Below are 21700 nucleotides of genomic sequence, written 5' to 3'. Positions count from 1 at the left end.
CGCCTTTCACATTCATAAACCCTAATGTAAAGAATAGTGAATTAACATATGTGACCGATAATCCAGGCGTTGGGGACTAAACGGATGAACACGGTCGTTGAAGCGGAACATGGCGTCCCGTCACGGGAGGAACTGATGCGTCCGCAGGAATGCTCCCGCTGTCACGGGGCCAAGAAGGTTTTCGTTTGCGCGCGCTGGCTGAGCTCGAACGGCCATTGCTGCCCAGGGGGCACGCACCGGCTGAATTGTCCGGGACACAGTATCGTGTGCCTCGAATGCAGTGGGCGCGAGAGCTAGCGGGATTCGCGGATCTGCCGCCGGTCGACCGCAACGCCGCCGAATCCTGTTCTATGGCAGCAATGATCATCTGACTGCGGTGCGCCCTGCGACGGCAAATGCTTCCGCTCCTTGCCGTCGTCGCGCTGATCGCCGCCTTGCCCGCCAAAACTAGTCGAAACGCAGATCGGGAACCGCAACGCCAGCCGCGAAGCAATCGCCTAGTGGCGAAGCTGAGGGACGCGCTGGCGACACTCTGAGGCCTGGTCGCATCGTGGGCCGTCAGATGCGGCCGAGCAACACCAGGATGATCACGATGACCAGGACGAGTCCGAGGCCGCCGCCGCCATAATAGCCGGTGCCGTAGAAAGGCCCTCCGCCTAAGCCGCTGAAGCCGCCAAGCAGGGCAAGAATGAGAATGATGATAAGAATCGTGCCGAGGCCCATGGTTTCTTCCTCTCTGACAGTGCGATCCCGCGCATTGCTATCGAGGAAGTGAACTCGCAAGCCGCGCGCATGTTCCGCCGACGTCGGAGCCGGCTTCTGCTTTCGGACGACACGATCGGCGGCTCAATCCGCTTGGAACCATTTCACAGCCGGCAACGTTGGAGCCTGCCCATCCGGGCAATCTTGGTAAGAAGGCAGGCAAATGGGCGCATCGATCCTTATCGGCATATTGATCACCTTCCTCGTGGTGATCCTGGTGCTTTACCTCGTGCAACGCCTGCCGCTCGATGCCCGCGCGCGCCAGATCGCGCAGATCATCGTCATCATCATCGGAATCGTTTCGCTGCTCAAATATCTTGCGGTGTTCTAGCCGCGATCCATATTCGACACCTGGAAACTTCAAAAACCTGGCGTCCCCATGAGAACCCTGTTGATCGCACTTGCCGCAGGCAAAATATTGTGCGCCGGCCCAATGTTGTGCACCGTGAGCGCCGCCTACGCCCGGCCGGACACACGCACGATGACTTGCGAGCAGACGCAGACGCTGATCAAAAGCGATCGTGCCGTGGTCTTGAGCACAGGCGCGGATACTTATGACCGATTCGTTCGGCAATTCGGCAATGAGTGCGACTGGCCGGAAGTGCCTGTGTCGACGACGGTTCCCACCAAGGACGGCGAGTGCCGCGTCTATCGGTGCGAGGAGCCGATCAACCTCCCCGACTGACCGTGCTTCTTGCACGCAGGCGTGGAACCATCGCAACTTGTTGCGGGTTTTAGCAGCCGGCAGCGGGACCTGCCGGGGTGAGCGAAATTGGCTCTGTGCATAGCCGCAGGAGGACCAGCAATGCCTGAAATCGCGCGCAGCGGGAGTTGCCTGTGTGGCGGGGTGCAGTTCCGCGTCACTGGGGAGCCGCTCCGGGTCGGCCTCTGTCACTGCAAGGACTGCCGCAAGACAAGCGGGTCGGCCTTCCATGCCTACGCCGTATGGCCGCTAAAAGCGTTCGAAACCACCGGCATCACCAGCAGCTATGGCGCTCGGAGCTTTTGCCCCACCTGCGGAAGCCGCGTTCCGTTCGTTGGCGACGACGAGGCCGAAGTGACGATCGGTAGCTTGGACGTTGCGCCAACCGAAGGGCTGGTGCCGAGCTATGAACTCTGGATCGGACGCCGCGAGCCCTGGTTGCAGGCCCTGCCCACGGCGCGCCAGTTCGAGCATGACCGAATCGCCGATGATTCGGCCGCAGGCGCTGAAGCCGACCTGGAGCCGCGGCAAAGACTGGCTTAGGTTGATCTCTTGGCAGACTTTAGTCTGAACGACAAAGACCTTCAGTCTGGTGACGGCTTCGGCACGTCCGAGAGGACGCCCAGCCGCGGATTGATATGCGCGGGCTTCTCTCGAAGTTTCGCGTTTTTCAACCACCGGTCGGTTTGCCGGTCAATCGGCTGACGCTAGCATTTGGATATGCTGCAAATATGAGGCGGCAAGCCGGCTTGGCTTCCTGCAGCAGTACGCAAAGAGTTTTATTCTTTTACAAAATATAAGAATTTTCAACCATGCCTCTTGCGGAAATACAACCTCCGGGGTTGTTTCTCCTGCTTGTCCGCCGCGTTTTCGCGTAAAACGCCAAGCGGCAGTTGCAACATCAAAGTGAAAATTCTTTCGGCTCAAGAAATTTTTCTTCGCCCTCTTTCCGGTTATATCAACATGACATCCCCGAATTGCCAGTGGCAGCAAGTCTTATGACTTCCGGCCTTGTACAAAAGGCCATGTTTGTTTCTTACCGTTTTTGCGACATAGTGCTGCCAAAGCTTGAAACCGGACGGGGCGGTTTTCATGACGACGGCGCCTGAACACGGCCGCAACATGCATGTGCGGTATCCACCGATCGACGGGTTCTGGACCTGGGACATCAAGCGCGACCGCGTTTATGGCGACGCCAATCTTTCAGATTATTTCGGTCTGACACTCGATGAGTTCTCTCATGGCGCTTCGCTTGAACGATGCATGCAAAGCATCGATCAGGACGATCGTTCACGGGTTCGGCTGGCGATCCGCAAGGCCGTGGAGCGCAGGTCCGCATTCAGGGAGGTCTATAGGGTCCATTCCGAGAAGATGGGGGTGCGCAAGATCCTGGCCGTCGGCCAATGCTATGTTGACGGGACAGGCGAGGCAGCGCTCTATCCCGGCTGGTTCGTCGATTTGACGGACGACGCCGCGTGCGAAGAGCAGGCGCTGCGCGAGATCCGCAACCATGTCGAGCAAGCCAAGGACCTAGCGCGGTCGATCGGACACGACCTGATGTCCTATCTCCTGGACAACATCGAGGAAGAGGTCGAGCAGCGGCTTAGCGCAAGGCTGGGGAGGCGAAGATCGTCTTGAAGCAGCTTTCGCCGATTGCTCGCGGGTCAATTTCGCTTGCCGCGCCGGCCGACTTCAGCCACGACCATGCGCGCAAAATACGACTGGGGCGACCGGCGCTCTATGAGCTTGGCCCGCTCCAGGGCTGCATCGCCGTAAAATTCGATCAACACGCCGGCAGCCTTGGCGGCGTCGGCTTTCAATCGGCCGAAATCGGCTTGCCCGCTCTCGCTCGGGGGCTCGCTCCTGGCGATCACGTCAAGCATGGCTTGCAACTTGTCAGGAGTGCTGCCCTCGTCTTCGTGCATGGTCGCCATCCGATTGGGCGCGCAAAATATCGACATTTCCGCGCGATGTCCAACAGCTTCGTTGATCGGGCGTCCCCAGTGCAACCGAGTACAGCTTCACCGCGAGCGAGGCGATAATCTTCGTACAAGCATAGTGAGCCAAACTTACCGCACCGACATTTGGGGGCACCCATGGACCAGCCTAGCAAAATGGAAAACCTGCAATTTGCGCAGGGAATCCTGCGAGAACTTCGCCAGAAGGCGGAGGCCGATGGCGAGAAGCTTCTGACCTACCTGATCGACATGGCTTATCTCGAAGCCAGCGACCGCATCCGCGCCCACTGGATCGGCAACCACGAACACGAAGGCCGCCGAGCCAAGGGCTAAGGCCCGCCGGGCCGGGACAACCAGCCGAAACGCAAAAAAGCCCGCCATGCCTTCCGGCACGGCGGGCAGATCAAAGCGCGTGAAGACTATGTCAACACACCGCGGTCGCTGATTATGACGCGGCCGCCTGTTGACGAACCGGAAGCTTCCAGCCCGGCCGTGCGAAATGGCAGGTGTAGCCGTTGGGATAGCGCTCGAGATAGTCCTGATGCTCGGGCTCGGCTTCCCAGAAGGGCCCGACCGGAGCGAGCTCGGTGACGACCTTGCCAGGCCACAGGCCGGACGCGTCGACATCGGCTATCGTGTCCTCGGCGATCCGTTTCTGTTCATCGCTGGTATAGAAAATCGCCGAGCGATAGCTCGCGCCGATATCGTTGCCCTGGCGGTTCTTCGTCGTCGGATCGTGGATCTGGAAGAAGAATTCGAGCAGCGTGCGGAAGCTGGTCTTGGCCGGATCGAAGATGATCTCGATCGCCTCGGCGTGGGTGCCGTGGTTGCGGTAGGTGGCGTTGGGGACATCGCCGCCGCTGTAGCCCACTCGCGTCGAGATCACGCCGGGCAAGCGCCGGATCAGATCCTGCATGCCCCAGAAGCAGCCGCCGGCAAGGACCGCGCGCTCGGTGGAAGAAGCCATGTCGTACCTCCTTTGGATTGCTCCATAGATAGGCGTTGCGCCTGGATTCTTCCAGCGGCTCGAGCGGGCAAACCGCTGACACCGTCATCTTGGTATCGTGTAGACGATCTCCCGGTCGATGTCTCGATGCCTGCACGGTGTCGGTCCGCCGCGATCAGGAATCCGGCATTTGTTTGAATCTTCGCACGACCACCTCGAAAACGATGTCCGAGATCCACATGGCCGAGACTCCGATGAGGAAGGCTGCGGCGAGCGTGGTGGTGTCGTCGGCGGCGGGAATTGGCAGGCCGCTTGCCCGGACCCAAGCGACGACAGGCAATGTCAGATAGGCGGCGGCCAAGGCGCCGCAGATGGGCGAGGCAATCATCTCGCGCAGCTTGTAGCGATGGCGCGACAGCGCCCGCAGCACGCCGCCGGCGAGCCCCGCTGCCACGACCTGGCCCTTGATGCCGAGAAGATCGAAGATGTCATGCATCACGGCCTCCAGCCGCAGAGTTTTTCGCCCTTGCGGTTGTGCGCAAGCAGCGCCCTCGCCTCCTGGTCGGACAAGGCATCGACCGCGCTGGCAGAGAGGCGCATCGGCGGGGCGACGGCGCAGAAGCTGCCCCTGCCCGTCGTGCAGCCGGCGAGCGCGGCGACGATGGCGGCGACGATCAATCCCTTGCCCATGACTTCAGCTCCTTTCTGACCGCGTCAGCCGGCAAAGCGCCGACATCGTTGTCGACCTGGTCGGCGACATCCCGGGCCGCGGCCTCGGCGCCGGCCTGCTTGCTGCGCTCGGCCCTTGCGCCTGCGAGGCGCTGGCGGAAGCCCCAGCCGAGCGCGCCGACAAGGCCGGCTCCGATCGCCAGGATTGTCGGATTGGTGAGAAGCCATGCCAGCAGCGCGCTCATAGCAGCGCTCCGATGAGAAGACCGGCGACAAAGCAGGCGGCGCCGATAACAACATACGGCCTGGCGGCTTCGATACAGGCGGTGAGCAGAGCTTTCAGATTTTCCATGGTCAATGCTCCCAGCCGAACCGGCGCGCGAGCAGATGCCACCACTCGGCCGCGGCGGCGATGGCAAGACCGAGGCCGGTCTCCAGCGCCATTTGAATGTCGGGATCGGCAGAGAATGCCGAGGCGTCGTCGGCGCCCAGAAGGCCGCGCGCGACAAGCACGCCCGCGCAATAGCGCAGGGCGACGCGGATGATAACGGCAGTCATCGGCAGAGCACTCCGAAAAGATTGCAGGAAAGATGCGCGGTCCAGGCGATGAGCGAGCCGAGCGCCAGCGCGATCAGGGTGAGAATGCCGGCTACCTTGGCACCCGATGCGGATTTGTGTGGCGCAGTGGGCGCCTCGCCGGCGGCAGGCAATCCGACGCCGGCAGACGCTGCGGCTAGCGGGACGTCATCGGTGGATGCCGGCCTCGGCGAAGCGTATCCCTCAGTCGCCGACGGCGCGGCCGACATCAGCAGCGCCTGCCGGCGCACGGAGGCGACTCGGACGCTCCAGCCCCGGCCGAAGCTCGGCCAGGTCGATAGTTTTTCCAGGAAGGCGAGCCGCGCGTCGCACAGCGCATCGATGACGACGCCGGCGGGTTTTGCCCTCACCGCCGCCAGCGTGGCCGGGCCAATGCGGCCATCCTGAACAACACCGAGCACACCCTGAAGATGCTTCGCCGCCCTGCCCGGCCCGCTGTTCACGGCGAAGTCGAAGAGCGCGTAGTCGATGCCGCCGGGGAGTTCGGCGCCCACTACAGCATCCCAATAGAAACGGCGATAGACGGTGGCGACTTGGTCATCCGAGATGGCGCGCAGATCGGCCTTCGTGGCGTCTGCTTTGACGTAGCGGCGGAAATTGGCGAGCGTGACGCCTTTCATGGTCGCACCGCCGGGATCGGCGGGATTGTCGGACCAGCCGCCTTCAGAGGTGAGAACGAGCGAAAGGGCACGCGCAAAGTTGCGGTCCATTGGGGTTCCTTTCCGCCGGGAGGGGCAGATTCTTGAGATTCAGGGGTGCGAAGGAACATGCGGCGAGACGGAGCGCTCGCACGCGGCGGTCAGCGACCAAACTAAAGGTGCAGTGGCAAGATCTACGCGGCTTCTAAACGCGGTGCGCCTTTAATGATGGCGCGAGAGAGTTTTTGCCCAAGCGCAATTCCGGGCAGCTCAATCAATCGGTAGCTGACGGCTGCTAAGAAGACGCTCGGGGGGATAATGACGAGAGATACCAGAATGCCCGCCATCACTGCATCCGACGGAAGCCAACTTGGCGGCACATTGTGAATTGCGTTCAGAAAGAGGACATTCCACAGATAGAGGCCGAAGCTCACACGCCCGAGAAATGCGGGAAGAGGCGAAACGAAGAACGGTGACGAAGCCGCCCTGTCATCGTGGAACAACAGCGCGAGCAACACAAAACCTAACGCTGCCGTCAGAAGCTCAAGGCCGTGCACGAATTGCCTAAGCAACAGGAAAGCGACCAGGAGCAGTGCCCATCCTATCGGCCTTGCCAACTTAGCAGCAAAGGCACCCAGCCCGCTCGGCACCAAGGCCCCAAAGATGAACAGATACCCGTAATCTGAGAGCAATTGTACTCCAAGCAGTTCAGGATTTTTCCGAGCGATGCATGTGTAAACGAGCACTGCAAGAGTACCCCACATGCCCCACCGAAGCGTAAACACTCCAGCCAGCAGCATCAGTGGGACGGCGAGCATTTCCACCTGCAGTGTCCAAGTTGGTTGTATGACTGCATAGGACCACAGGGCCATGTTCGCACAGGCTTCCGACCACGAGATAGGCCATGCCTGAAGCAATGCCGCGGCCAGCACACAGGCTATGAGCCCTGGATAGATGCGAAACACGCGCTTCACGGCAAACGATGCGCCCGCACGCCACGGATTACCAATGTCAGAAAGGGAACGGATCAACACGCAACCACTTAGAAGGAAGAACAGCTCGACCGCCGCCGTGCCGTTGAAAATGGAGAGCCACAGCTTGGGCCACTGGTCGGTTGCGGTCACTTCCCAGAACGCTTTTGGCAAAACGCGCTGTATCAATCCCTCATCAAAATGAAGGATACCGTGATAGAAGATGACCGCGATTGCCGCGTAGGCGCGAAGGCCATCGAGCGCCAACAAACGCTGTCTGTCGCCCGTAGCGAATCCCATTCTGATCATGTCCCTCGCAACCCGCCGACGTTAGTACGCGCAGCCGATGCCAGATGTCCAGATGAACAATCAGTCGTAGCGATCAAATGCAGAACCGGCCGGTGTGAAGTTGGCGATGTAGCGGGCAAGATTGTTCGAGATCCGAATCTCGTCCATATTCCCTTTGTATTTGTGGTCTGGCCCGCCGGTGTCCCGCTCACCGACGAAAGTTCCGATGTTCAGCGAAGTGCTATCCCAGGCAACCGAGGTGGAGAAGTTGCTTCCAAATTGCGTGCCGTTGAGAAAGCAGCGGATCACACCCGAGGCGCGGCAGATTGCCCAATGATACCAAGTACCGGCGGTGAGCGTGCCGGACGTGGCGCGCTTGACGCCCCCGGCGCCATCATTTGCATCAATGAAGATATCTAACTGCTCACTCGGATTGAGATTGATGAAGAACCCAGCATTGTTCGTGCCGCCTCGTATATCGAATACCGGGCGCGAGTTTGTGGTTTCCGCAGTGCATCGCATGCGACCCTCACACGTGAAATCCCCCGGCAATTTGAGTGCCGTCGGATGGTCGCAGTAAAGGTAGTCGCCAATCCCATCAAAGGTGCAGCAACTTCCTCCGAAGACCGACGTAGACGTGTCGATTTGAACGTTACCTCCAAACCCTATGGCGAGATTGTTGAGCGAGCTATCGACAAAAACTTGCGATCCGTTGGCCCCGTCGAAATGCAAAAGCATGGTCGCCTTCTTCGGCGGCGGCGCGACGATCTTTGGGATGATACCGGGATACATTAGATTCCCAGCCCGAGGACCGACTTCAGTTCGCTGATCGAGACGCCGGATCCCGCCAGCATGGTGCCCACCTTCTCCTCTGCCGTCGGCGGTTCCGGTGGCGGCGGGGTATCCTCGACCTGGTAGACCTGTTGGATCACTTCACCGGTTTCCACATAGGACGGTGCGCCGACGACCTGTTTTCCTTCCGGCACTACGAACGGCACGGCAATCCTGCCGCCCACCGCCTCGACTTCGTCGATCGTCCAAAGGCCCTGGTCGTAGAAGCAGCGCAGGCTGTCGCCGTTCATCTGGATTTCAACAGGATAAGGATCGCATGGCGTCTCCACTTGCCGGCCATCCCCGTAGATGGCGGTATAGGTACCGACCATCTGGGTCACGATCGAGGAGGCGTGCCACTCCTGCCAAACGTCATTGATCTTACGAACGAGAAGGGACATCGGGTTCTCCTGTTAGGTTCTCAAAACGCTGGTGATGACAAGGCGGCTCGCCGTGTCGACAAAGCCGGCCAGGAAGACGGTTTCCGTCGTCTGGATGGTGATCGGAAAGCTCTCGATGCCGGCCGCTGGCACAAGATTTGCGCTTAGGCTCACGGTGCGTGCGGACGTCACGGCGGTGATCTTGAGCACGAAGCCGAACTGGGGCACCGCATTTGTCGGATTGCCGATCGTCACGTTCGTCGACGCAGCCAATGAAGCGTTGTTGCCAAGCGACATATCCCACGAGACCGACGCGCCGGACGTAAGTGTCTGGTAGGCTACGGTCGACTTTAATGCGGCCGCCGTGAGAAGCTTGTTTGCCGTGCCGAGCTGGAATTCGCTGTTCGAAGCGATCGCCGCCGAAGCGAGCATGGCATAAGTCACCAGCCCGGCCGGCACCATGCCTGCCGTCAACTGGCCGAAACCCAGCGCCGAGGACACGCGCCGCAGCAGAGTGTCGTCGGACCCGGCCGCGATATCCGCGCGCGTGCCGCTCGAATTGGCCGATCGGCCGAGGACCGACACCGCAGCGCTGTCAGCCAGGGTATTCAGTGCTATGGCGTTCGTCGGCGGGCTGAAGGTGCCGGTGAAAGAGGCATTGGCTTTCGGCGCCAGGCTTGCCACCGCCACGCCGCCGTCCTTCACCAGCTTGCCCGTCGTGCCGTTGAATGTGGCGATGTTGTCGGCCGCGGCCGAGGCCGGCCCTGCCACAAGGCTTCCCACTGCCACGCCACTGTCCTTACCGGCCTTCCCCGTGGTGCCGGCGAAGGTGACGATGTTATCGGTCACCGAGGAGGCCGGGCCTGTGAAGTCACCCACGCCGGTGCCATCCGCACCCTTGTCGCCAGCGCGTGTGAAGATCAGCCAGATGCCGTCGGTGCTGGTCGGCAAGGTGCCGGCACCGCTGACATAGGCGAGCGTAAGCTTCCGATAGCGTGTCGCGGCCATGAGATCGTCACGCAGCTTCACCACTTGGCCGTTCTTTCGATGAAAAAGCCTGAATTCCTCAAACCATGCGTGAAGGGTGGAAAACACCTTGAAGCGGCCGGACTGCATGCGGTCGAGCATATCCATCAGCCCGGCCTCGACCGAAACCGAACCGTCGGCGAAGCGGGCGTAGCTGGTCAGCATGTTCAGCCCGTGGGCGGCATATTGCTTTGCCAGCGCCACACCGGCGCCTTCCAGCGTTTCGCGGCGGCCGTCGCGCGGCCAAGCGAAGGGGAGCCATTCACCCAGGCCTTCAGCGCCAGCGCCTGCATCGCTGGCGTTTGCTGGGAGGCGCGATGAGCTTTCGTCACGTAGACGACATCCGCTTCGGTATCCCAGGCAAGCTCGACCGCGGCCGACGGATGGTCCCAGCCGAAATCGAGCGCGCCGATGCGCGGCCACCACCGCGGCAATTTGAACGGCTCGCAGGCGATCGTCTCCTCCGCCACCGGAAAGATGCGGCCTGAGCCGAGAACAGGGATACCTTTCGCGCGGGCTTCGCGCTCATGCTCGGGATAGGCCGCGACGATCTCGGCGCGCTGCCCGGGCGAATAATGTCCGGCATCGTCGATGGTCATGAAGGTAACGTGGCGGGACATGGCAAACCTTTCCCTTCTCCCCTTGTGGGAGAAGGTGGATCGGCGCGCAGCGCCGAGACGGATGAGGGGTGTTCCAGCGGAGAGACGCGCTGGCGTTCCCTGGAGCACCCCTCATCCGGCCGCTTCGCGGCCACCTTCTCCCGCATGGGGAGAAGGAAAGAACTTCACGTCGCGATGTCGTTGACCGGCGCCAGCGGCGCGGGAAGCGCGGCCTCGCCAAGGCCACGGCGCAGCTCGATCTCGATGTCGCGGCAGATTTGCGAGATCGGCACGTCGTTGGCGTTGCCTTCGAATGGATTGGCGCTGCTTTCGCCGACCAGGTCCAGCGACATGTAGACCCAGCCCAGCAGCGCGCTGAACGGGATGGTCAGCCAGATCGAGATCCAGCCGAGCACGCCGCCCAGCTTGGCCATGTCGGCAAAGACCGGAACGACGCCGAAGGGCAGCAAGGTGCAGAAGATGATCATGAACATCGAGCTCACGATCGCGTATTGCCGGGGATAGGGATTGTTCTTGATGCGATCGCAACGCGCCTGCTGGTCCTGGAAGTCGCGTATCAGCTTGATCAATTCGGAATAGACCTGTGTCGGAACGGCTGAGCTCTTCAACAAGCCGTTGACCTCGGCCAATTGCCTGTCGAGAAGTTCTATCGCCGGCTGCGGCGATTTCAGCACGCTTGCGGCTTCCTCGCCCAACAGGCTGCGCAGTTCCTCGGCAAGCGACGTCTTGTCCTCCTCAATGTGATAGCGGCGGCGCCGGAACTCGATGTTGGCTGCCTTCGCCAGCGATTCCCAAGGCATCGGCCGCCGCAGCGAAAAGCGCAGCGCCGTCAGCCAGGCGAGATGGCGGTGGATCAGCTGCCGGGCGGCGGCCGCATCCATGAAATCGCGGCAGAAGCCGGACAGCATCCGGCTGCTGGCGGTGATCTGCGAAAAAGCCTGCAGAGCCTCGTTGGCGCGGGTGAAAACCTGCGAATTCTTGAAGCCGGTGACGAGCGACACCGTGGTGCCGAGCACCAGCACGACCGACCATGGCACCGAAAAGCCCGCGGTCGCCGGAAGGCGGTAGACGGCGATCGCCAACCCGCTCACCACGACCATATAGATGACGCTGCGCCGCGACCAGAGCGCGAAGTCCAGCAACCGGTAAGAACGGCCTACATACATTCCCGAAGTCCCTTACGGCATTCAAATCGCGCGACCGCGCGTTCGCGCACCATAAGGGGTGGAAATCGTTTTGACAGGGCCTACGGCAAGCTCCAGTTCGTCGCCCCCACGCAAGTGAGGGAGAGATGGCGCGGCGAAGCGGCGACGGAGTGGCGGCAGCGCCGGTCTTCGATGCAAGAGCGGAAAGCTATTCGTAGAGCTTATCGCCCTACGAAGCCCCCTCTCCGGCCGCTGCGCGGCCACCTCTCCCCCCGCCTTGCGGGGGCGAGGAACCCAAATCCTGAACCGCCTCCGCGCTCAAAAACCGCAGCACCACGTCGCTCATGCCGAGCAGCGGCGTGAACGTGACGATCGTGATGCCGTCCGTGGCATTCGTACGGGTGAGGCCCTCGGAATAGATATCCAGCGGCGGTTCCTCGTCAAACCAGACGCCGTGCAGCGTCTCGCCCTGCCATTTCTCGCGGCCTTTTTCGTAGCTCTTGAAGGAAAGCACGCTCTCGCCGGTCTGCACATCGCCGCCACCGCCCCAGCGCACGACGACGCTGTCCAGCGCTCCCGGCGCGCCGCGGCCCATTACCGTGTCGGCGATGGCATCGGCCGGGATCATGCCGGTGCCCCACTCGCTTTGCTGCTGCGGCGGGCCGACCAGCACGCGCTGCGGATTGTCGCGCGTGCCCTCGCCGGTGACGCCGGCGGTCCAGAGCCTGACCGGCGTGTCGAACACCTTGCCCACCCACCATTCGGGATAGCGGCCGGTGAGGTGCATGGCCCATTCCGCGCCCCCTGCCCTGGTTTTGCCGAGCTGGTTTCCGGCCATGAACAGACGCTCGCGGTGCGTCGCGCCTGCCGAATGAAATTCGGCCTGCCGCTTGTATGGCGCGTAGGCTGCAAGAAGGTTACGGCGACGCCTACGGTCCATCTCCTCCAGAAGCGCCAGATAGGTTTGCATCGCTGTCCAGGAGCGGCCGGAGGCTCGCTTCGAGGCCGCGGATACGGCTGCGGATCTCCTCATCGCTCAATTGCCCGAGGCTGGTTTGCTTGGCATCGACACGTTCCGAGAAATCCTTGGCCGAGAAATCCTTGGGCAGCAGCGTCAGCACGACCTTCAGATACTGCTCGGGTTTTTCGGCGCGCACCGCGGCGATTACGCCCGCGCCATGGACGCGGAAATCGGCGCGAAGCGCGGCGGCGAAATCGTCGACGAGCGTCCTTCGCGAGCGCTTGGGGCGGGGGGACGGAGCGGCAGCGGCTTTGGTAGCTTTCGGCTTTCGCCTCGCCGGCTTCGCGCCGACGGGCTCGCGGCGTCTGTTTTCGTCAGCCATGCGTGACAGAATCCGATGGTGCTGCTTTCGCCGCCTTCGCCTTGCGGACCTTGCGGGCCGGCTTCCTGCGCGGCCTTGCCATGGCCGGCCTGGCGGGCCGGGCATCGGCGGACGGCGCGGCCGTTGCCTTCAGCTTTGCCGTTACCGTGCGGACTGCGGACGGGCCGAGGCCCTGGCGCGGGAAACCGAAACCGGCGACGGCTTCATCAAGGCCACCGCGAACCATACCGATGCGCACGCCCGGCGCGACCTGCTCGAAACGGCCCGAGCGGTGCGGAAGGCTTGCGCCTTCGAATTCGCCGATAGCGCTGACGATCTCGGCGCCGTCATCGGCGGTGACGATGGTGGCATAGCGTGGCATCTGGGCCTCCAGCAGAATGTTGAAAGCGCCGCAGGACAGGGAAGGCGCCGCCAGCGCTTCGAAAGAATGGATGGCGCGAAAAACAAAAAACCCGCCGGCGGCGGGTCGTTGGCGCAAATCAACACCATGGACAAAATAGTAGCATAGCTGCCTTCACCAGGCAATAGCCTCTAGGTACATTTTCCTAAATTTCTCAAAATACCGGCGGCAAAGCCCCCGTGCGCGCCACACCTATAGATTGAAACGCCGGGCCAGATCACAACAATTTTTGTCGGAACCAACCTTGGTCCGACGGATTCCACCCCTAGTCGCAACGCGACAGATGACCGTCTCGCAACAGAGGAGAAGAGATCATGCTTACAAGGATTCTTGCAGCTTCGGCCTTGACCATCGGCCTCGCGACGGCGGCGATGGCCCAGAACGCGGGTACCGCCGGAAATGACGGCACGGGCAGCGGCCAGACCGTTACCGTCGAGCCGAAGACGCCGGCCGCGCCGTCGCCTGACCAGGCCGCTCCGCCCGATACCGGCACGACCGGCAGCATCACAGGCGGCGACATGAATTCGAACGCCGACAAGAACTGCGCGAATCATCCGCAGGGCGCAATGGGCGATGCCAATAACAGCACCGCCACCACGGTGCAGCCGAACGTGAACGACAACAACTGCGGCAAGTAACTGCGGCAAGCAAGGGCATCGGAGCTTGGACAAAGGGCCGTGGAGTTCGCTTCGCGGCCCTCGTCTTTTGGTCTGGCGGCGCGCCTGCGGAAAACCGCGGGGGAACAATGGCACGGCTCGGCCGTTCGTTCCCAGGAGGCAAAAAGGAGAGACCGATGGCAGACAATGACACCAGCACCACCAATTCAGCCAACGGCAACGCGAAAACCGCCGCCGCGCGCGCCACGCGCACCCGTCCCGCGTCCCGCAGCAGCGCACGAGCCTCGCGGGCATCGGAAGACGCGATGAAGAAGCAGATCGCCGAATTGAAGCGTGAGGTGAACCGGCTGAACCGCACGCTTTCCGAACAGGCCGGGGAAGCCGCAGAGACCGCGCATGGTTGGTATCGGGGCGCGGCCGACCGGGCTTCGAACCTTTACAGCGGCGCCTCCGACCGCGCGTCGCGCGCGGCGAGCCAGTTGCGCAGCCAGGCGCAGAGCGTTTCGGAAACCGTGCAGCAGAACCCCGGCACCTTCTCGACCGCGATGTTGATCGGCGGGCTGGTCGGCTTGCTGGCCGGCATGGCGATCAGCCGAAGCTCCGCCCCCGAGCCGGACTGGCTGCATCGTTGGCACAGGTAGGCATTTCCGGCCCGGCTGGAGAGCCGAGCCGGAAAACAATAGTGAGCGAGGATTGCCTTGCGGCGACCGCGCGGAAGGAAAGGCCAGGCCTTCGCGCCCGGCCTTTTTCTTTCCTCGCCGCCTGTTTCCGAGGTTCTGCTGGGCCTGCTCTGTTCCGGCGGCCGTCCCGGGCTGGTCATTAGCCGGTGCTTATGGGATCATTCCCTAAGGGGAATCGCGGAGAGCAGGCATGGACAAACCTGCCATGGCATCCGTCTTTCGGATGCGGCATGTGCCAGCAAGCATTTCGGGCGTTCGCAGCCTGGGCCGGGGCCAGGCCGATCCGATCTTCCATTCGAGACCGCTCGGCGAAGCGATCCGCTTCATCGCCCAGGCCGAGGGCCAATATGACCTCAGCGCCGTCGCTGTCTTCTACGGCGACCGCCAGACGCCGCCGCTCGGCAACCGCGAGATCAGGCGGCTTTGGAGCGAATATGGAGAGCGGTGGATGGAGGCCTAAGCGAGGCTCGCGCATCTCCGGATCGTAACCGCGGCTCGCGCGTTTCACCCCGGTCAATGGGAGCAAAAGCCATGAATGTCGCCAATCTGCAGCTCGAGGGCCTCCTGATGGCCGTCGCTTCGGTCAACCAGGTGCTGGTGCGCAAGGGCGTGCTGACGGTCGAGGAGATCGACATCGCGCTGCGCAAGGCGGAGGCCAGCGAAACCAGCGAGGAGCGCTCGGAAGGCATGTCGGCCTCCAGCCGCGACGCCGTCAACTTCCCGATCCGGCTGCTCGAACTCGCCAACCAATGCCAGCCGGAAGCCGACATGCCGTCCTTCTCGAAGCTGGCGCGCATGGTCGGCCAGATGAAAGAGCCGTATAACGATCAGATGTGAGCATGTGGGAAGGCGCCTTGTCTTGAAATGTTGGCGCCGCCCCTCATCCGGCCTTCGGCTACCTTCTTCCGTAGAACGGGAGAAGGAAAGTTCATGCCCTGCCCGGCCAACCCAGCTTGACCGCCAGCACGCTGCCCGGGCCGTGGACGGCGGCGTAGAGCAGGCCGGCGGCGAACGGGAAATGCGACATGAAGGCGCCAAACTCGGCCTGGTTTCCGGCCCAGTGCGACGGGCCGTGAAAGGCGAAGCCGAGGAAGGTGACGTAGACGGCGCCAATCAACGCCAACGGCGTCAGATAAGCGCCGGTGAGGAAGGCGATCACCAGCAACGCTTCGAGGATCGCCGCGCACCAGGCCAGGAACAGCGGGAACGGGAAGCCGGCGGCCGCGATGTAGCCTGCGGTGGCGCCGATATCCATCAGCTTGAAGGCGACGGCCATCGCGAACATGGCGGCGAAGATCAGGCGGGCGATGAGAATGGCGGCGGTCTGCCAGGTCGACTGCATTTCCACGATGTCCTCCGGATTGTTGAAGCGGTTGATGCCCCAAGGACGGGCGGAGAGAGATGGTTCCGACAGGCGCTGGAAAAATTGTTTGGCGAGGCGCCACAACTTTCTCCTTCTCCCCTTGTGGGAGAAGGTGGATCGGCGCTTCAGCGCCGAGACGGATGAGGGGTGTTCCAGCGGAGTGAAACGCTGGCTTTCCCTGGAACACCCCTCATCCGGCCGCTTCGCGGCCACCTTCTCCCACAAGGGGAGAAGGAGAAAGTTGCGGCGGATGGCTGATCGAATCCCGAACGGTGCCGTATTCGGCGCCCCAGCGGTCCGTCATGGCGCAGCGAATGTCCCAGAGCTCGGGGAAGAAGCGGTGGCGGGCGCCGCCTTCGAGGATCTCCACCGGCCTGCCTTTCAGCGACTTCGCGCCGAGCCCGATCGAGCGGTGGATCAGATAGAGGTGGTTGGCGCGGAATTTCTGGAACAGCTCGTCGAACTCGATCAGCGCCTCGGCCACGACATAGGAATCGCCGTGGTCGTAATGCTCGTCATAGATATCCTCCACGGTCAGCCCGCGGCCGTCGAGATAGGCACGCCTGAAGGCCCGCCAAAGGTCCGGCGGCAGGCGCAGCAAAAGCTTGAAGCCCGGCGATTCCTGGCCGCTGCCATTGCCGAGCTGCAGGCGGATCTGCTGGTACTCCTTGGGCGACATGGTCTCCAGGAGGTCGAGCTGCGCCGTCATCATGCGCATCAGCCGGTGTACGCGGCCCATCAGCGTGACGATGCGATGCGTGTCCTGTTTCTCCAGATAGTCGAGGACGTCGACCAGCGTGTAGGCGATGAGCTTCATCCACAGTTCCTCGACCTGGTGCACGATCTGGAACTGCAGCTCGTCGGCGTTGACCATGTCGGAGAGCGGTTTCTGACAGGTCAGAAGCTTGTCGCATTTCAGATAGACGCCGTAGTCGCGCATCTCGGGCGCCTCGATGCGAGCGTGGTAATCGTTCTTGTCCATGGCTTCTCCTCCTCGCGGCAGGTTTTCGACCGGGCGGCAAGGGTAGCGCTTTCGGCTTGAACATTGTTCCTTTCTGTTATCCAAATGACGTGGAATGAAGGACGATCTTCGATATCTTCTGTCATATTGGAGAACGAATGACGCTGGATGCTCTCGACCGCAGAATAGTCGCCGCGCTTGAGCGCGACGCACGCATCTCGTTCGGCGAACTCGCCGAGGAGGTCGGCTTGAGCAAGACGCCTTGCTGGAAACGGGTGAAGGCGTTGGAAGAGGCCGGCGTTATCCGCGGATATTCGACCCGCATCGACCCGGCCAGGATCGGCTTCGGCATCGAGGCCTTCATTCAGGTGTCGATCGACTTCGAGGTGTCGGATGCCTTTGAGGCGGCAGTGAAGAAGCACCCGCTGATCCGCCGCTGCTACGCCACCACGGGCGAAGCCGACTATCTGCTCCAGATCGTCACCGTCGACATGATGGCGCTCGACCGGATGCTGCGCGAGGAACTCAGCCGCCTGCCCGGCGTGCGCCGCACGGTCACTTCGATGGCGATGCGCGAGATCAAGGGCGACATCTCGTTCGCCGAGGCGGCGGCGCGTGCGCTGAGGGGATAAGGCGAGCGCCAAATTGAGACGTCGGCTCGACGGTATCCCTGTCGGCAATCGAGCCGTGGACGCGGGCCGCGCAGGCCCGCGCCGCATGGTGTCTTTATGGCGACGCAAGGCGCGATCTACTGGTTGGAGGACGCGTGACGAGAATATGGGAGCCTGATCACGGCCGGCTCCCGCTCCACCTTTTCCTTCTCAGCGTCGGCCTTGCGTTTCGGGCATTCCTCGAAATCATGGTCGCGGCCGCCGCAGTAGGAGCAGCACTTGGCCGGGGTGTCGGGGTTAAGCATCGAGACCATTCCCAAGAATGCACCAAAACGTTTCCCGTTGCAGCAATCGCGTGAAGACGCTGCAATGGCCGTTCAGCCCGATGCCCAGACGCCGCAGTAGCAGGAGCTCGCCGCTTGCGCGGCGGGCTCCCGCTCAATCACCGCTCACGCATGAGCGTGGGGATGACGGAAGTCCCAGACAGCCCAGGCCGATGCCGCGACCACCAGCACGCCGAGAACGACATGCGTGGCCATGACATACGTGTCAGCCGCGAAGTGTAGCAACCAGGGCGACACGATCAGCCAGAGCCCGAGGACGACGTTTACCCATTCTTCCCATTCGGCGAACACCGAAAGCGTCGCGAGCGCCAGCGCGCCGAGAAGAACGCCGACAATCCAGGCGTTCCACGCGGGCACCGTCGCTGCGGTGAATCCGATGACCCATGGTGAGATGAACAGGCAAATCGCCAGGATCAGGGTGATCCAGTCCTGACTCTTTCTTGCTTCCATCAGTTTGCTTGGCATGGCAACCTCCATAGACGAAGCTTGACCAAAGCAACTGTATCCGCGTGGACATTGCACGCTTAGCGATTGATGTAATTACGTTTCTATCAGGCTGCAAGTGGCGGTCAGGCGTGCCCGGACTGCGCGTCGCCCGGGGTGGGACGGCAGAAATCCCGCCGGCTGCCGCTCAGACGCCGAAGTCGGTGTCGCCCTCTGCCCCCAGCTGCGGAACGACGATCGCCTCGAGCGGCGCGTCGAGCGTCCATTTCACGCTGCCGGGCGAGCGTTCGAGGCTTGAGGAACCGCTCAGCGACTGCGGCGCCACCCGCTGCAGCACCACGGTGCCAAAACCCTTGCGCTCACTCGTCTTCTTCTCAGCTCCAACGGCCGTCGCGCCGGATGTCTCGTGCCACAGAAGATGAAAGCGCCGCTGCGCTTGCGGGCCGGGCTCGACCTGCCAGGTGATTTCGATGCGGCCGCCTTCGCCCGCCAGCGCGCCATATTTGGATGAGTTGGTGCCCAGCTCGTGGAAGGCCATGCCGAGATTCTGCACGGCGTTGGACTGCAGCGTCAGGAGCGGCCCGGAAAGCGAGATGCGCTCCTCATGGCCGAAAGGCTTCAGATGCTCCTGGATCAGGTCGAACAGGCTGGCGCCGGCCCATTCGGAGGTGACCAGGAGATCGTGCGAGCGCGACAGCGCCATGATGCGCGAACGGATCAGTTCCTCGAACTCGCCCGGATCGGTGGAGCGCTTGCTGGTTTCCCTGATCATCGACAGGATCACGGCGAACTGGTTCTTCACGCGGTGATTGACCTCGCGCATCAAGAGCCGGATGCGGCGCTCGCTTTCCTTGGCAGCGCTGATATCGCGGGCGATCGTCGAGGCGCCGATGATCTCGCCCGCATTGTTCTTGATCGGCGAAATCGTCAGTGAAACGGTGATCAGCGAGCCGTCCTTGCGCCTGCGCACCGTCTCAAAGCTCGGAATGCGCTCCCCCTTGCGAATGCGGCCGATGATCTCGGTTTCCTCGTCTTGCATATGCTCTGGGATCAGCATCAGGATCGACCGGCCGATGGCCTCTTCGGCGGTATGGCCGAACATGCGTTCGGCCGCGTGGTTCCAGTCGGTGATCACGCTGTCCAGAGTCTTGCCAACGATGGCGTCGTAGGAAGAATCGACGATCGCGGCCAAGCGCGCATCGGCGTTCGGATCGTGTCGGAACGTCCCCCCGGGATTGGTCATGGACGGTAATTAGGGCCGGCCGAGGTCAAGGCAATCTGCCGCGAGCGAGCGTGCGTCTGCTCAGGGTTTCGAGTCGCTGGAGCCATCTGCGACCTTCCGATCCAGCGATATCACGCCGAAATCCTGCGACTTCGCGCCCAGGTCAGCGGTCAGAAACCCGTCGGACGCTAGCCCACGGCGCAAAAGCTCGCGCACGGCGGCCGAGCGGCTTGGCATGCGTTTTTCGAAACGCCAGTTTTCCAGCGCCGCCAATTCCTCGTCGGTCAGCATGATCTGCAATCTTTGCGGCCGTTCAAGCTCAACCACTTTCCGCCTCCACCCGAGCCAAATGCTTTGAGTTAGTATGTACCTAACTGTGAGTAGAAATAGGAAGCGGCCATAAGGCGTCAAGAGGGGATGATTTGCCGACCGGCAATGAAGCCAACGATGCTAAGGATGTGGTGAAACCGCGTTTGATATACTTTGCTAACCGGCTGATTTATTTATTGTTTTTAAAATTTGTGTATTGCCAACCGCACTGCTCCAGCGCATGGTTGCAACAGAGGGATAGACCCCCGCGAAAGGAGGGTTTTCCAATGATGCGAGGATTTTCTAACCGGCTGCGCGACGACTCTCACTGCAAGGTCCAGCAGGCCCTGCGGATCGACGGGATCGTCAACATCATCCGGGTTGCGGAAGAAATCAGGCTCAAGAACCTCGCCGAGAACATCGCCCGCGAGGACATCGAAAGCCTGGTGATGCAAATCGCCCAACTTTACGGGGCGCCGATCGAGTTCGACGACCAGGCCTTAACGGCGCTCGACCTGCCGGAAGCCACGGGCGGCGACAACCGCAACGACCTCGAAAGAGCCCTGTGGGAGCACGCGCTGCCCGACGCACGGCTCGATTTGCTGCAGCTCGACGAATAGCGGGGCGACGCCGGCAGCAGCCTAGTGCCCCCAACGCCGCTCAGTCCCTGGCGGCCAACTCGCCCAGAATGTCGAGGCCCGTCTCATACCGGTCCGGCGCAACGCCCGCCTGATGAGCTTGCCACAGATTGTCGCGCAGGTCGGCTATCTTAACCGGCAGGGCAAGCTCGTTCGAGGCGGCGCGGAAAATGAAACCCTCCTCGCTCTCGTCCATGCGCCTAGTCAGCGCATCGACCGCCGCCACCACCGGCAGGCCGAAGCCGGCGCCGTGCAGCCGCTCGAGACTCCAACCCTCGCCTTTCTCGACCACGTCATGCAGATAGGCAACCGTCTTTTCGTCCAGCGTTTCGACCGCATCGGCAACCCGTCTCAGATGTTCGATGTAGGGTCTGCCGGTCTTGTCTTTCTGACCCCGATGGGCCTGCTCGGCGATTTTGGCGGCTTGGTGAAGCATGGTCCTTCCTCGTCGCGATAGAGCCCGTCCCGGCGAGGGACGGCCGAGGCGGGCTTGCTCGGGTCGGAACCCGGTCCGGATGACGGGCCTTCGGGGAAACTGCGCGCCATCCATGCCGCAAGAACCTCGGCACCGGCCTAATGTTCCAACGCTGCCGGATTTTTGAGGATGCGCCATCGCCAATCCGCGCCACCCGTTCCAGGCGGGATGCCAGCACCTGAGGCGCGTCGCTGAAATGAATTCAGACGACACGCTTGTTTTGATGCCCGTCGTCCCAGACCCGCTGCGCATTCTGGGCGACAGCATTAAAAAGAAGCCCGGACCAGGAGCCGGGCAAGAGAGGTCTTGGGAACATGCTGACCGGGGGTCACGTTCAGCGTTTGCTAATTTGGCGGTTCATTATGACGGCCAGATGAAGGCACATTCGCCCGTGTCGTTGTGCTCAGGCCTGCCTCGACGCAGAAAGAGCTTTCGACAGGAACTTCGCGGTCGTGTTGCCGTTAGCCCTCCGTGTCCAACAGGAGGTCCGGCCATGGACTGGAACCGCGTCGAAGGCAATTGGAAGCAGGTTAAAGGCAAGGTGAAGGAACAGTGGGGCAAGCTGACCGACGACGATCTCGATCGTATCGCCGGAAAGCGCGACCAGCTCGAAGGCGTAATCCAGGAACGCTACGGCCTGGAGAAGGATCGCGTGCGCCGCGACATCGACGACTGGTACAGGATGCAGGGCTGGTAACAGCCGGCTCCCCAAAACGAAGGTGGTTGCCTCGCGGCAGCGCCTTTGAGAAGCCGGTCACC

General features: G+C 62.1%; 36 protein-coding genes. 12 read left to right on the top strand and 24 right to left on the bottom strand.

Translation table 11 applies throughout. The features are described 5' to 3' along the window. Window positions 1-558: 558 nt before the first annotated feature. Window positions 559-723, bottom strand: a complete 165-nt coding sequence (locus FJ423_RS08425; RefSeq protein ID WP_095768421.1) for a DUF3309 family protein — start codon at window positions 721-723, stop codon at window positions 559-561. Between the two features lie 202 nt (window positions 724-925). On the opposite strand from FJ423_RS08425, the gene FJ423_RS08420 reads away from it, so the two are divergent. The 4 genes from FJ423_RS08420 to FJ423_RS08405 all read left to right on the top strand — a co-directional run bounded on the left by FJ423_RS08420 (window position 926) and on the right by FJ423_RS08405 (window position 3103). After that, window positions 926-1093, top strand: a complete 168-nt coding sequence (locus tag FJ423_RS08420; RefSeq protein WP_140545453.1) for a Thivi_2564 family membrane protein — start codon at window positions 926-928, stop codon at window positions 1091-1093. 102 nt (window positions 1094-1195) lie between these two features. Next, window positions 1196-1447, top strand: coding sequence for a hypothetical protein (locus tag FJ423_RS08415; protein WP_246680117.1), 252 nt, complete (start codon window positions 1196-1198; stop codon window positions 1445-1447). 120 nt (window positions 1448-1567) lie between these two features. Then, window positions 1568-2008, top strand: coding sequence for a GFA family protein (locus tag FJ423_RS08410; RefSeq protein ID WP_140840743.1), 441 nt, complete (start codon window positions 1568-1570; stop codon window positions 2006-2008). 549 nt (window positions 2009-2557) lie between these two features. Then, window positions 2558-3103 carry a PAS domain-containing protein gene (locus tag FJ423_RS08405; RefSeq protein ID WP_140840741.1) on the top strand — a complete coding sequence of 182 codons (546 nt, stop codon included), beginning with the start codon at window positions 2558-2560 and terminating at the stop codon, window positions 3101-3103. Between the two features lie 26 nt (window positions 3104-3129). On the opposite strand, the gene FJ423_RS08400 is transcribed toward FJ423_RS08405, so the two are convergent. Further along, a complete protein-coding gene (locus FJ423_RS08400) occupies window positions 3130-3390 on the bottom strand; it encodes a hypothetical protein (protein ID WP_140840739.1) in 261 nt (86 codons plus the stop codon). A gap of 171 nt (window positions 3391-3561) precedes the next feature. Between FJ423_RS08400 and FJ423_RS08395 the strand changes: the two genes are divergently transcribed. Then, window positions 3562-3756 (top strand): hypothetical protein, encoded by a 195-nt coding sequence (locus tag FJ423_RS08395; RefSeq protein ID WP_140840737.1) that lies wholly within the window; start codon window positions 3562-3564, stop codon window positions 3754-3756. Window positions 3757-3868: 112 nt separating this feature from the next. Here the strand turns inward: FJ423_RS08395 and msrA are convergent, their stop codons facing one another. The 15 genes from msrA to FJ423_RS08325 form a co-directional block, all read right to left on the bottom strand. Further along, window positions 3869-4390, bottom strand: a complete 522-nt coding sequence (gene msrA / locus FJ423_RS08390; protein ID WP_095768415.1) for a peptide-methionine (S)-S-oxide reductase MsrA — start codon at window positions 4388-4390, stop codon at window positions 3869-3871. 154 nt (window positions 4391-4544) lie between these two features. Beyond that, on the bottom strand, window positions 4545-4865 hold the full coding sequence (locus FJ423_RS08385) for a hypothetical protein (protein WP_140840735.1): 321 nt from the start codon (window positions 4863-4865) through the stop codon (window positions 4545-4547). After that, complete coding sequence (locus FJ423_RS08380) at window positions 4865-5059, bottom strand: hypothetical protein (protein WP_140840733.1); 195 nt, start codon at window positions 5057-5059, stop codon at window positions 4865-4867. The genes FJ423_RS08385 and FJ423_RS08380 overlap by 1 nt, the downstream gene beginning before the upstream one ends. Beyond that, window positions 5044-5283, bottom strand: coding sequence for an ABC transporter permease (locus FJ423_RS08375; protein WP_140840732.1), 240 nt, complete (start codon window positions 5281-5283; stop codon window positions 5044-5046). Before FJ423_RS08375 ends, FJ423_RS08380 begins: the two co-directional genes overlap by 16 nt. Window positions 5284-5392: 109 nt before the next feature. Continuing rightward, window positions 5393-5596 (bottom strand): hypothetical protein, encoded by a 204-nt coding sequence (locus tag FJ423_RS08370; protein ID WP_140840730.1) that lies wholly within the window; start codon window positions 5594-5596, stop codon window positions 5393-5395. Further along, the gene (locus FJ423_RS08365; protein WP_140840727.1) at window positions 5593-6345 is read right to left on the bottom strand and encodes a glycosyl hydrolase 108 family protein; all 753 of its coding nucleotides are present in this window, start codon (window positions 6343-6345) and stop codon (window positions 5593-5595) included. The genes FJ423_RS08370 and FJ423_RS08365 overlap by 4 nt, the downstream gene beginning before the upstream one ends. Before the next feature lie 122 nt (window positions 6346-6467). Next, window positions 6468-7544, bottom strand: coding sequence for an acyltransferase (locus FJ423_RS08360; protein WP_181174747.1), 1077 nt, complete (start codon window positions 7542-7544; stop codon window positions 6468-6470). A 69-nt stretch (window positions 7545-7613) separates the two neighbouring features. Continuing rightward, a complete protein-coding gene (locus FJ423_RS08355) occupies window positions 7614-8324 on the bottom strand; it encodes a LamG domain-containing protein (protein ID WP_140840723.1) in 711 nt (236 codons plus the stop codon). Continuing rightward, window positions 8324-8764 carry a hypothetical protein gene (locus FJ423_RS08350; RefSeq protein ID WP_140840721.1) on the bottom strand — a complete coding sequence of 147 codons (441 nt, stop codon included), beginning with the start codon at window positions 8762-8764 and terminating at the stop codon, window positions 8324-8326. Before FJ423_RS08350 ends, FJ423_RS08355 begins: the two co-directional genes overlap by 1 nt. 12 nt (window positions 8765-8776) lie before the next feature. After that, on the bottom strand, window positions 8777-9973 hold the full coding sequence (locus tag FJ423_RS34775) for a hypothetical protein (RefSeq protein WP_348642881.1): 1197 nt from the start codon (window positions 9971-9973) through the stop codon (window positions 8777-8779). Then, window positions 9937-10389, bottom strand: coding sequence for a terminase family protein (locus tag FJ423_RS08345; RefSeq protein ID WP_348642880.1), 453 nt, complete (start codon window positions 10387-10389; stop codon window positions 9937-9939). The genes FJ423_RS34775 and FJ423_RS08345 overlap by 37 nt, the downstream gene beginning before the upstream one ends. Window positions 10390-10553: 164 nt before the next feature. Next, a complete protein-coding gene (locus FJ423_RS08340; protein WP_140840719.1) occupies window positions 10554-11555 on the bottom strand; it encodes a bestrophin family ion channel in 1002 nt (333 codons plus the stop codon). A gap of 208 nt (window positions 11556-11763) precedes the next feature. Then, a complete protein-coding gene (locus tag FJ423_RS08335; protein WP_246680107.1) occupies window positions 11764-12504 on the bottom strand; it encodes a terminase family protein in 741 nt (246 codons plus the stop codon). Further along, on the bottom strand, window positions 12464-12877 hold the full coding sequence (locus tag FJ423_RS08330; RefSeq protein WP_140840715.1) for a hypothetical protein: 414 nt from the start codon (window positions 12875-12877) through the stop codon (window positions 12464-12466). The genes FJ423_RS08335 and FJ423_RS08330 overlap by 41 nt, the downstream gene beginning before the upstream one ends. Continuing rightward, a complete protein-coding gene (locus FJ423_RS08325; RefSeq protein WP_140840713.1) occupies window positions 12870-13238 on the bottom strand; it encodes a hypothetical protein in 369 nt (122 codons plus the stop codon). The genes FJ423_RS08330 and FJ423_RS08325 overlap by 8 nt, the downstream gene beginning before the upstream one ends. Window positions 13239-13621: 383 nt before the next feature. Between FJ423_RS08325 and FJ423_RS08320 the strand changes: the two genes are divergently transcribed. The 4 genes from FJ423_RS08320 to FJ423_RS08305 all read left to right on the top strand — a co-directional run bounded on the left by FJ423_RS08320 (window position 13622) and on the right by FJ423_RS08305 (window position 15411). Then, on the top strand, window positions 13622-13915 hold the full coding sequence (locus tag FJ423_RS08320; RefSeq protein ID WP_318011945.1) for a hypothetical protein: 294 nt from the start codon (window positions 13622-13624) through the stop codon (window positions 13913-13915). Between the two features lie 155 nt (window positions 13916-14070). Further along, window positions 14071-14535 carry a hypothetical protein gene (locus FJ423_RS08315; protein WP_095768411.1) on the top strand — a complete coding sequence of 155 codons (465 nt, stop codon included), beginning with the start codon at window positions 14071-14073 and terminating at the stop codon, window positions 14533-14535. Between the two features lie 229 nt (window positions 14536-14764). After that, window positions 14765-15034, top strand: a complete 270-nt coding sequence (locus FJ423_RS08310) for a hypothetical protein (RefSeq protein WP_095768410.1) — start codon at window positions 14765-14767, stop codon at window positions 15032-15034. Between the two features lie 71 nt (window positions 15035-15105). Then, window positions 15106-15411: a hypothetical protein gene (locus FJ423_RS08305; protein WP_095768409.1), complete on the top strand. Its 306-nt coding sequence runs from the start codon at window positions 15106-15108 to the stop codon at window positions 15409-15411. A 91-nt stretch (window positions 15412-15502) separates the two neighbouring features. Here FJ423_RS08305 and FJ423_RS08300 read toward each other — a convergent pair whose 3' ends face one another. Continuing rightward, on the bottom strand, window positions 15503-15916 hold the full coding sequence (locus FJ423_RS08300; RefSeq protein WP_140841066.1) for a DoxX family protein: 414 nt from the start codon (window positions 15914-15916) through the stop codon (window positions 15503-15505). A gap of 211 nt (window positions 15917-16127) precedes the next feature. Beyond that, window positions 16128-16919 carry a tryptophan 2,3-dioxygenase family protein gene (locus tag FJ423_RS08295; RefSeq protein ID WP_140840711.1) on the bottom strand — a complete coding sequence of 264 codons (792 nt, stop codon included), beginning with the start codon at window positions 16917-16919 and terminating at the stop codon, window positions 16128-16130. Window positions 16920-17056: 137 nt separating this feature from the next. Here FJ423_RS08295 and FJ423_RS08290 point away from each other — a divergent pair, with 137 nt between their 5' ends. After that, entirely contained in the window at window positions 17057-17530 is a 474-nt protein-coding gene (locus tag FJ423_RS08290; RefSeq protein ID WP_095768406.1) for an Lrp/AsnC family transcriptional regulator, read from the top strand. 116 nt (window positions 17531-17646) lie between these two features. Here the strand turns inward: FJ423_RS08290 and FJ423_RS33485 are convergent, their stop codons facing one another. The 4 genes from FJ423_RS33485 to FJ423_RS08275 all read right to left on the bottom strand — a co-directional run bounded on the left by FJ423_RS33485 (window position 17647) and on the right by FJ423_RS08275 (window position 19846). After that, a complete protein-coding gene (locus FJ423_RS33485) occupies window positions 17647-17814 on the bottom strand; it encodes a hypothetical protein (protein ID WP_176477082.1) in 168 nt (55 codons plus the stop codon). 144 nt (window positions 17815-17958) lie between these two features. Next, window positions 17959-18318, bottom strand: coding sequence for an SPW repeat protein (locus FJ423_RS08285; RefSeq protein WP_095768502.1), 360 nt, complete (start codon window positions 18316-18318; stop codon window positions 17959-17961). Between the two features lie 166 nt (window positions 18319-18484). Beyond that, window positions 18485-19540, bottom strand: a complete 1056-nt coding sequence (locus FJ423_RS08280; RefSeq protein WP_140840709.1) for a PAS domain S-box protein — start codon at window positions 19538-19540, stop codon at window positions 18485-18487. Window positions 19541-19600: 60 nt separating this feature from the next. Then, window positions 19601-19846, bottom strand: coding sequence for a hypothetical protein (locus tag FJ423_RS08275; protein ID WP_095768404.1), 246 nt, complete (start codon window positions 19844-19846; stop codon window positions 19601-19603). Between the two features lie 269 nt (window positions 19847-20115). On the opposite strand from FJ423_RS08275, the gene FJ423_RS08270 reads away from it, so the two are divergent. Next, a complete protein-coding gene (locus FJ423_RS08270; protein ID WP_095768403.1) occupies window positions 20116-20448 on the top strand; it encodes a hypothetical protein in 333 nt (110 codons plus the stop codon). 40 nt (window positions 20449-20488) lie between these two features. On the opposite strand, the gene FJ423_RS08265 is transcribed toward FJ423_RS08270, so the two are convergent. Then, complete coding sequence (locus FJ423_RS08265; protein WP_140840707.1) at window positions 20489-20902, bottom strand: HD domain-containing protein; 414 nt, start codon at window positions 20900-20902, stop codon at window positions 20489-20491. 532 nt (window positions 20903-21434) lie between these two features. Here FJ423_RS08265 and FJ423_RS08260 point away from each other — a divergent pair. Beyond that, complete coding sequence (locus tag FJ423_RS08260; RefSeq protein WP_095768401.1) at window positions 21435-21638, top strand: CsbD family protein; 204 nt, start codon at window positions 21435-21437, stop codon at window positions 21636-21638. The last annotated feature ends 62 nt before the right edge of the window (window positions 21639-21700 follow it).

The sequence above is a fragment of the Mesorhizobium sp. B2-8-9 genome, assembly GCF_006439475.1.
In the GTDB taxonomy this organism is placed as follows: domain Bacteria; phylum Pseudomonadota; class Alphaproteobacteria; order Rhizobiales; family Rhizobiaceae; genus Mesorhizobium.
This window is presented reverse-complemented; position numbering and strand designations above follow the sequence as displayed.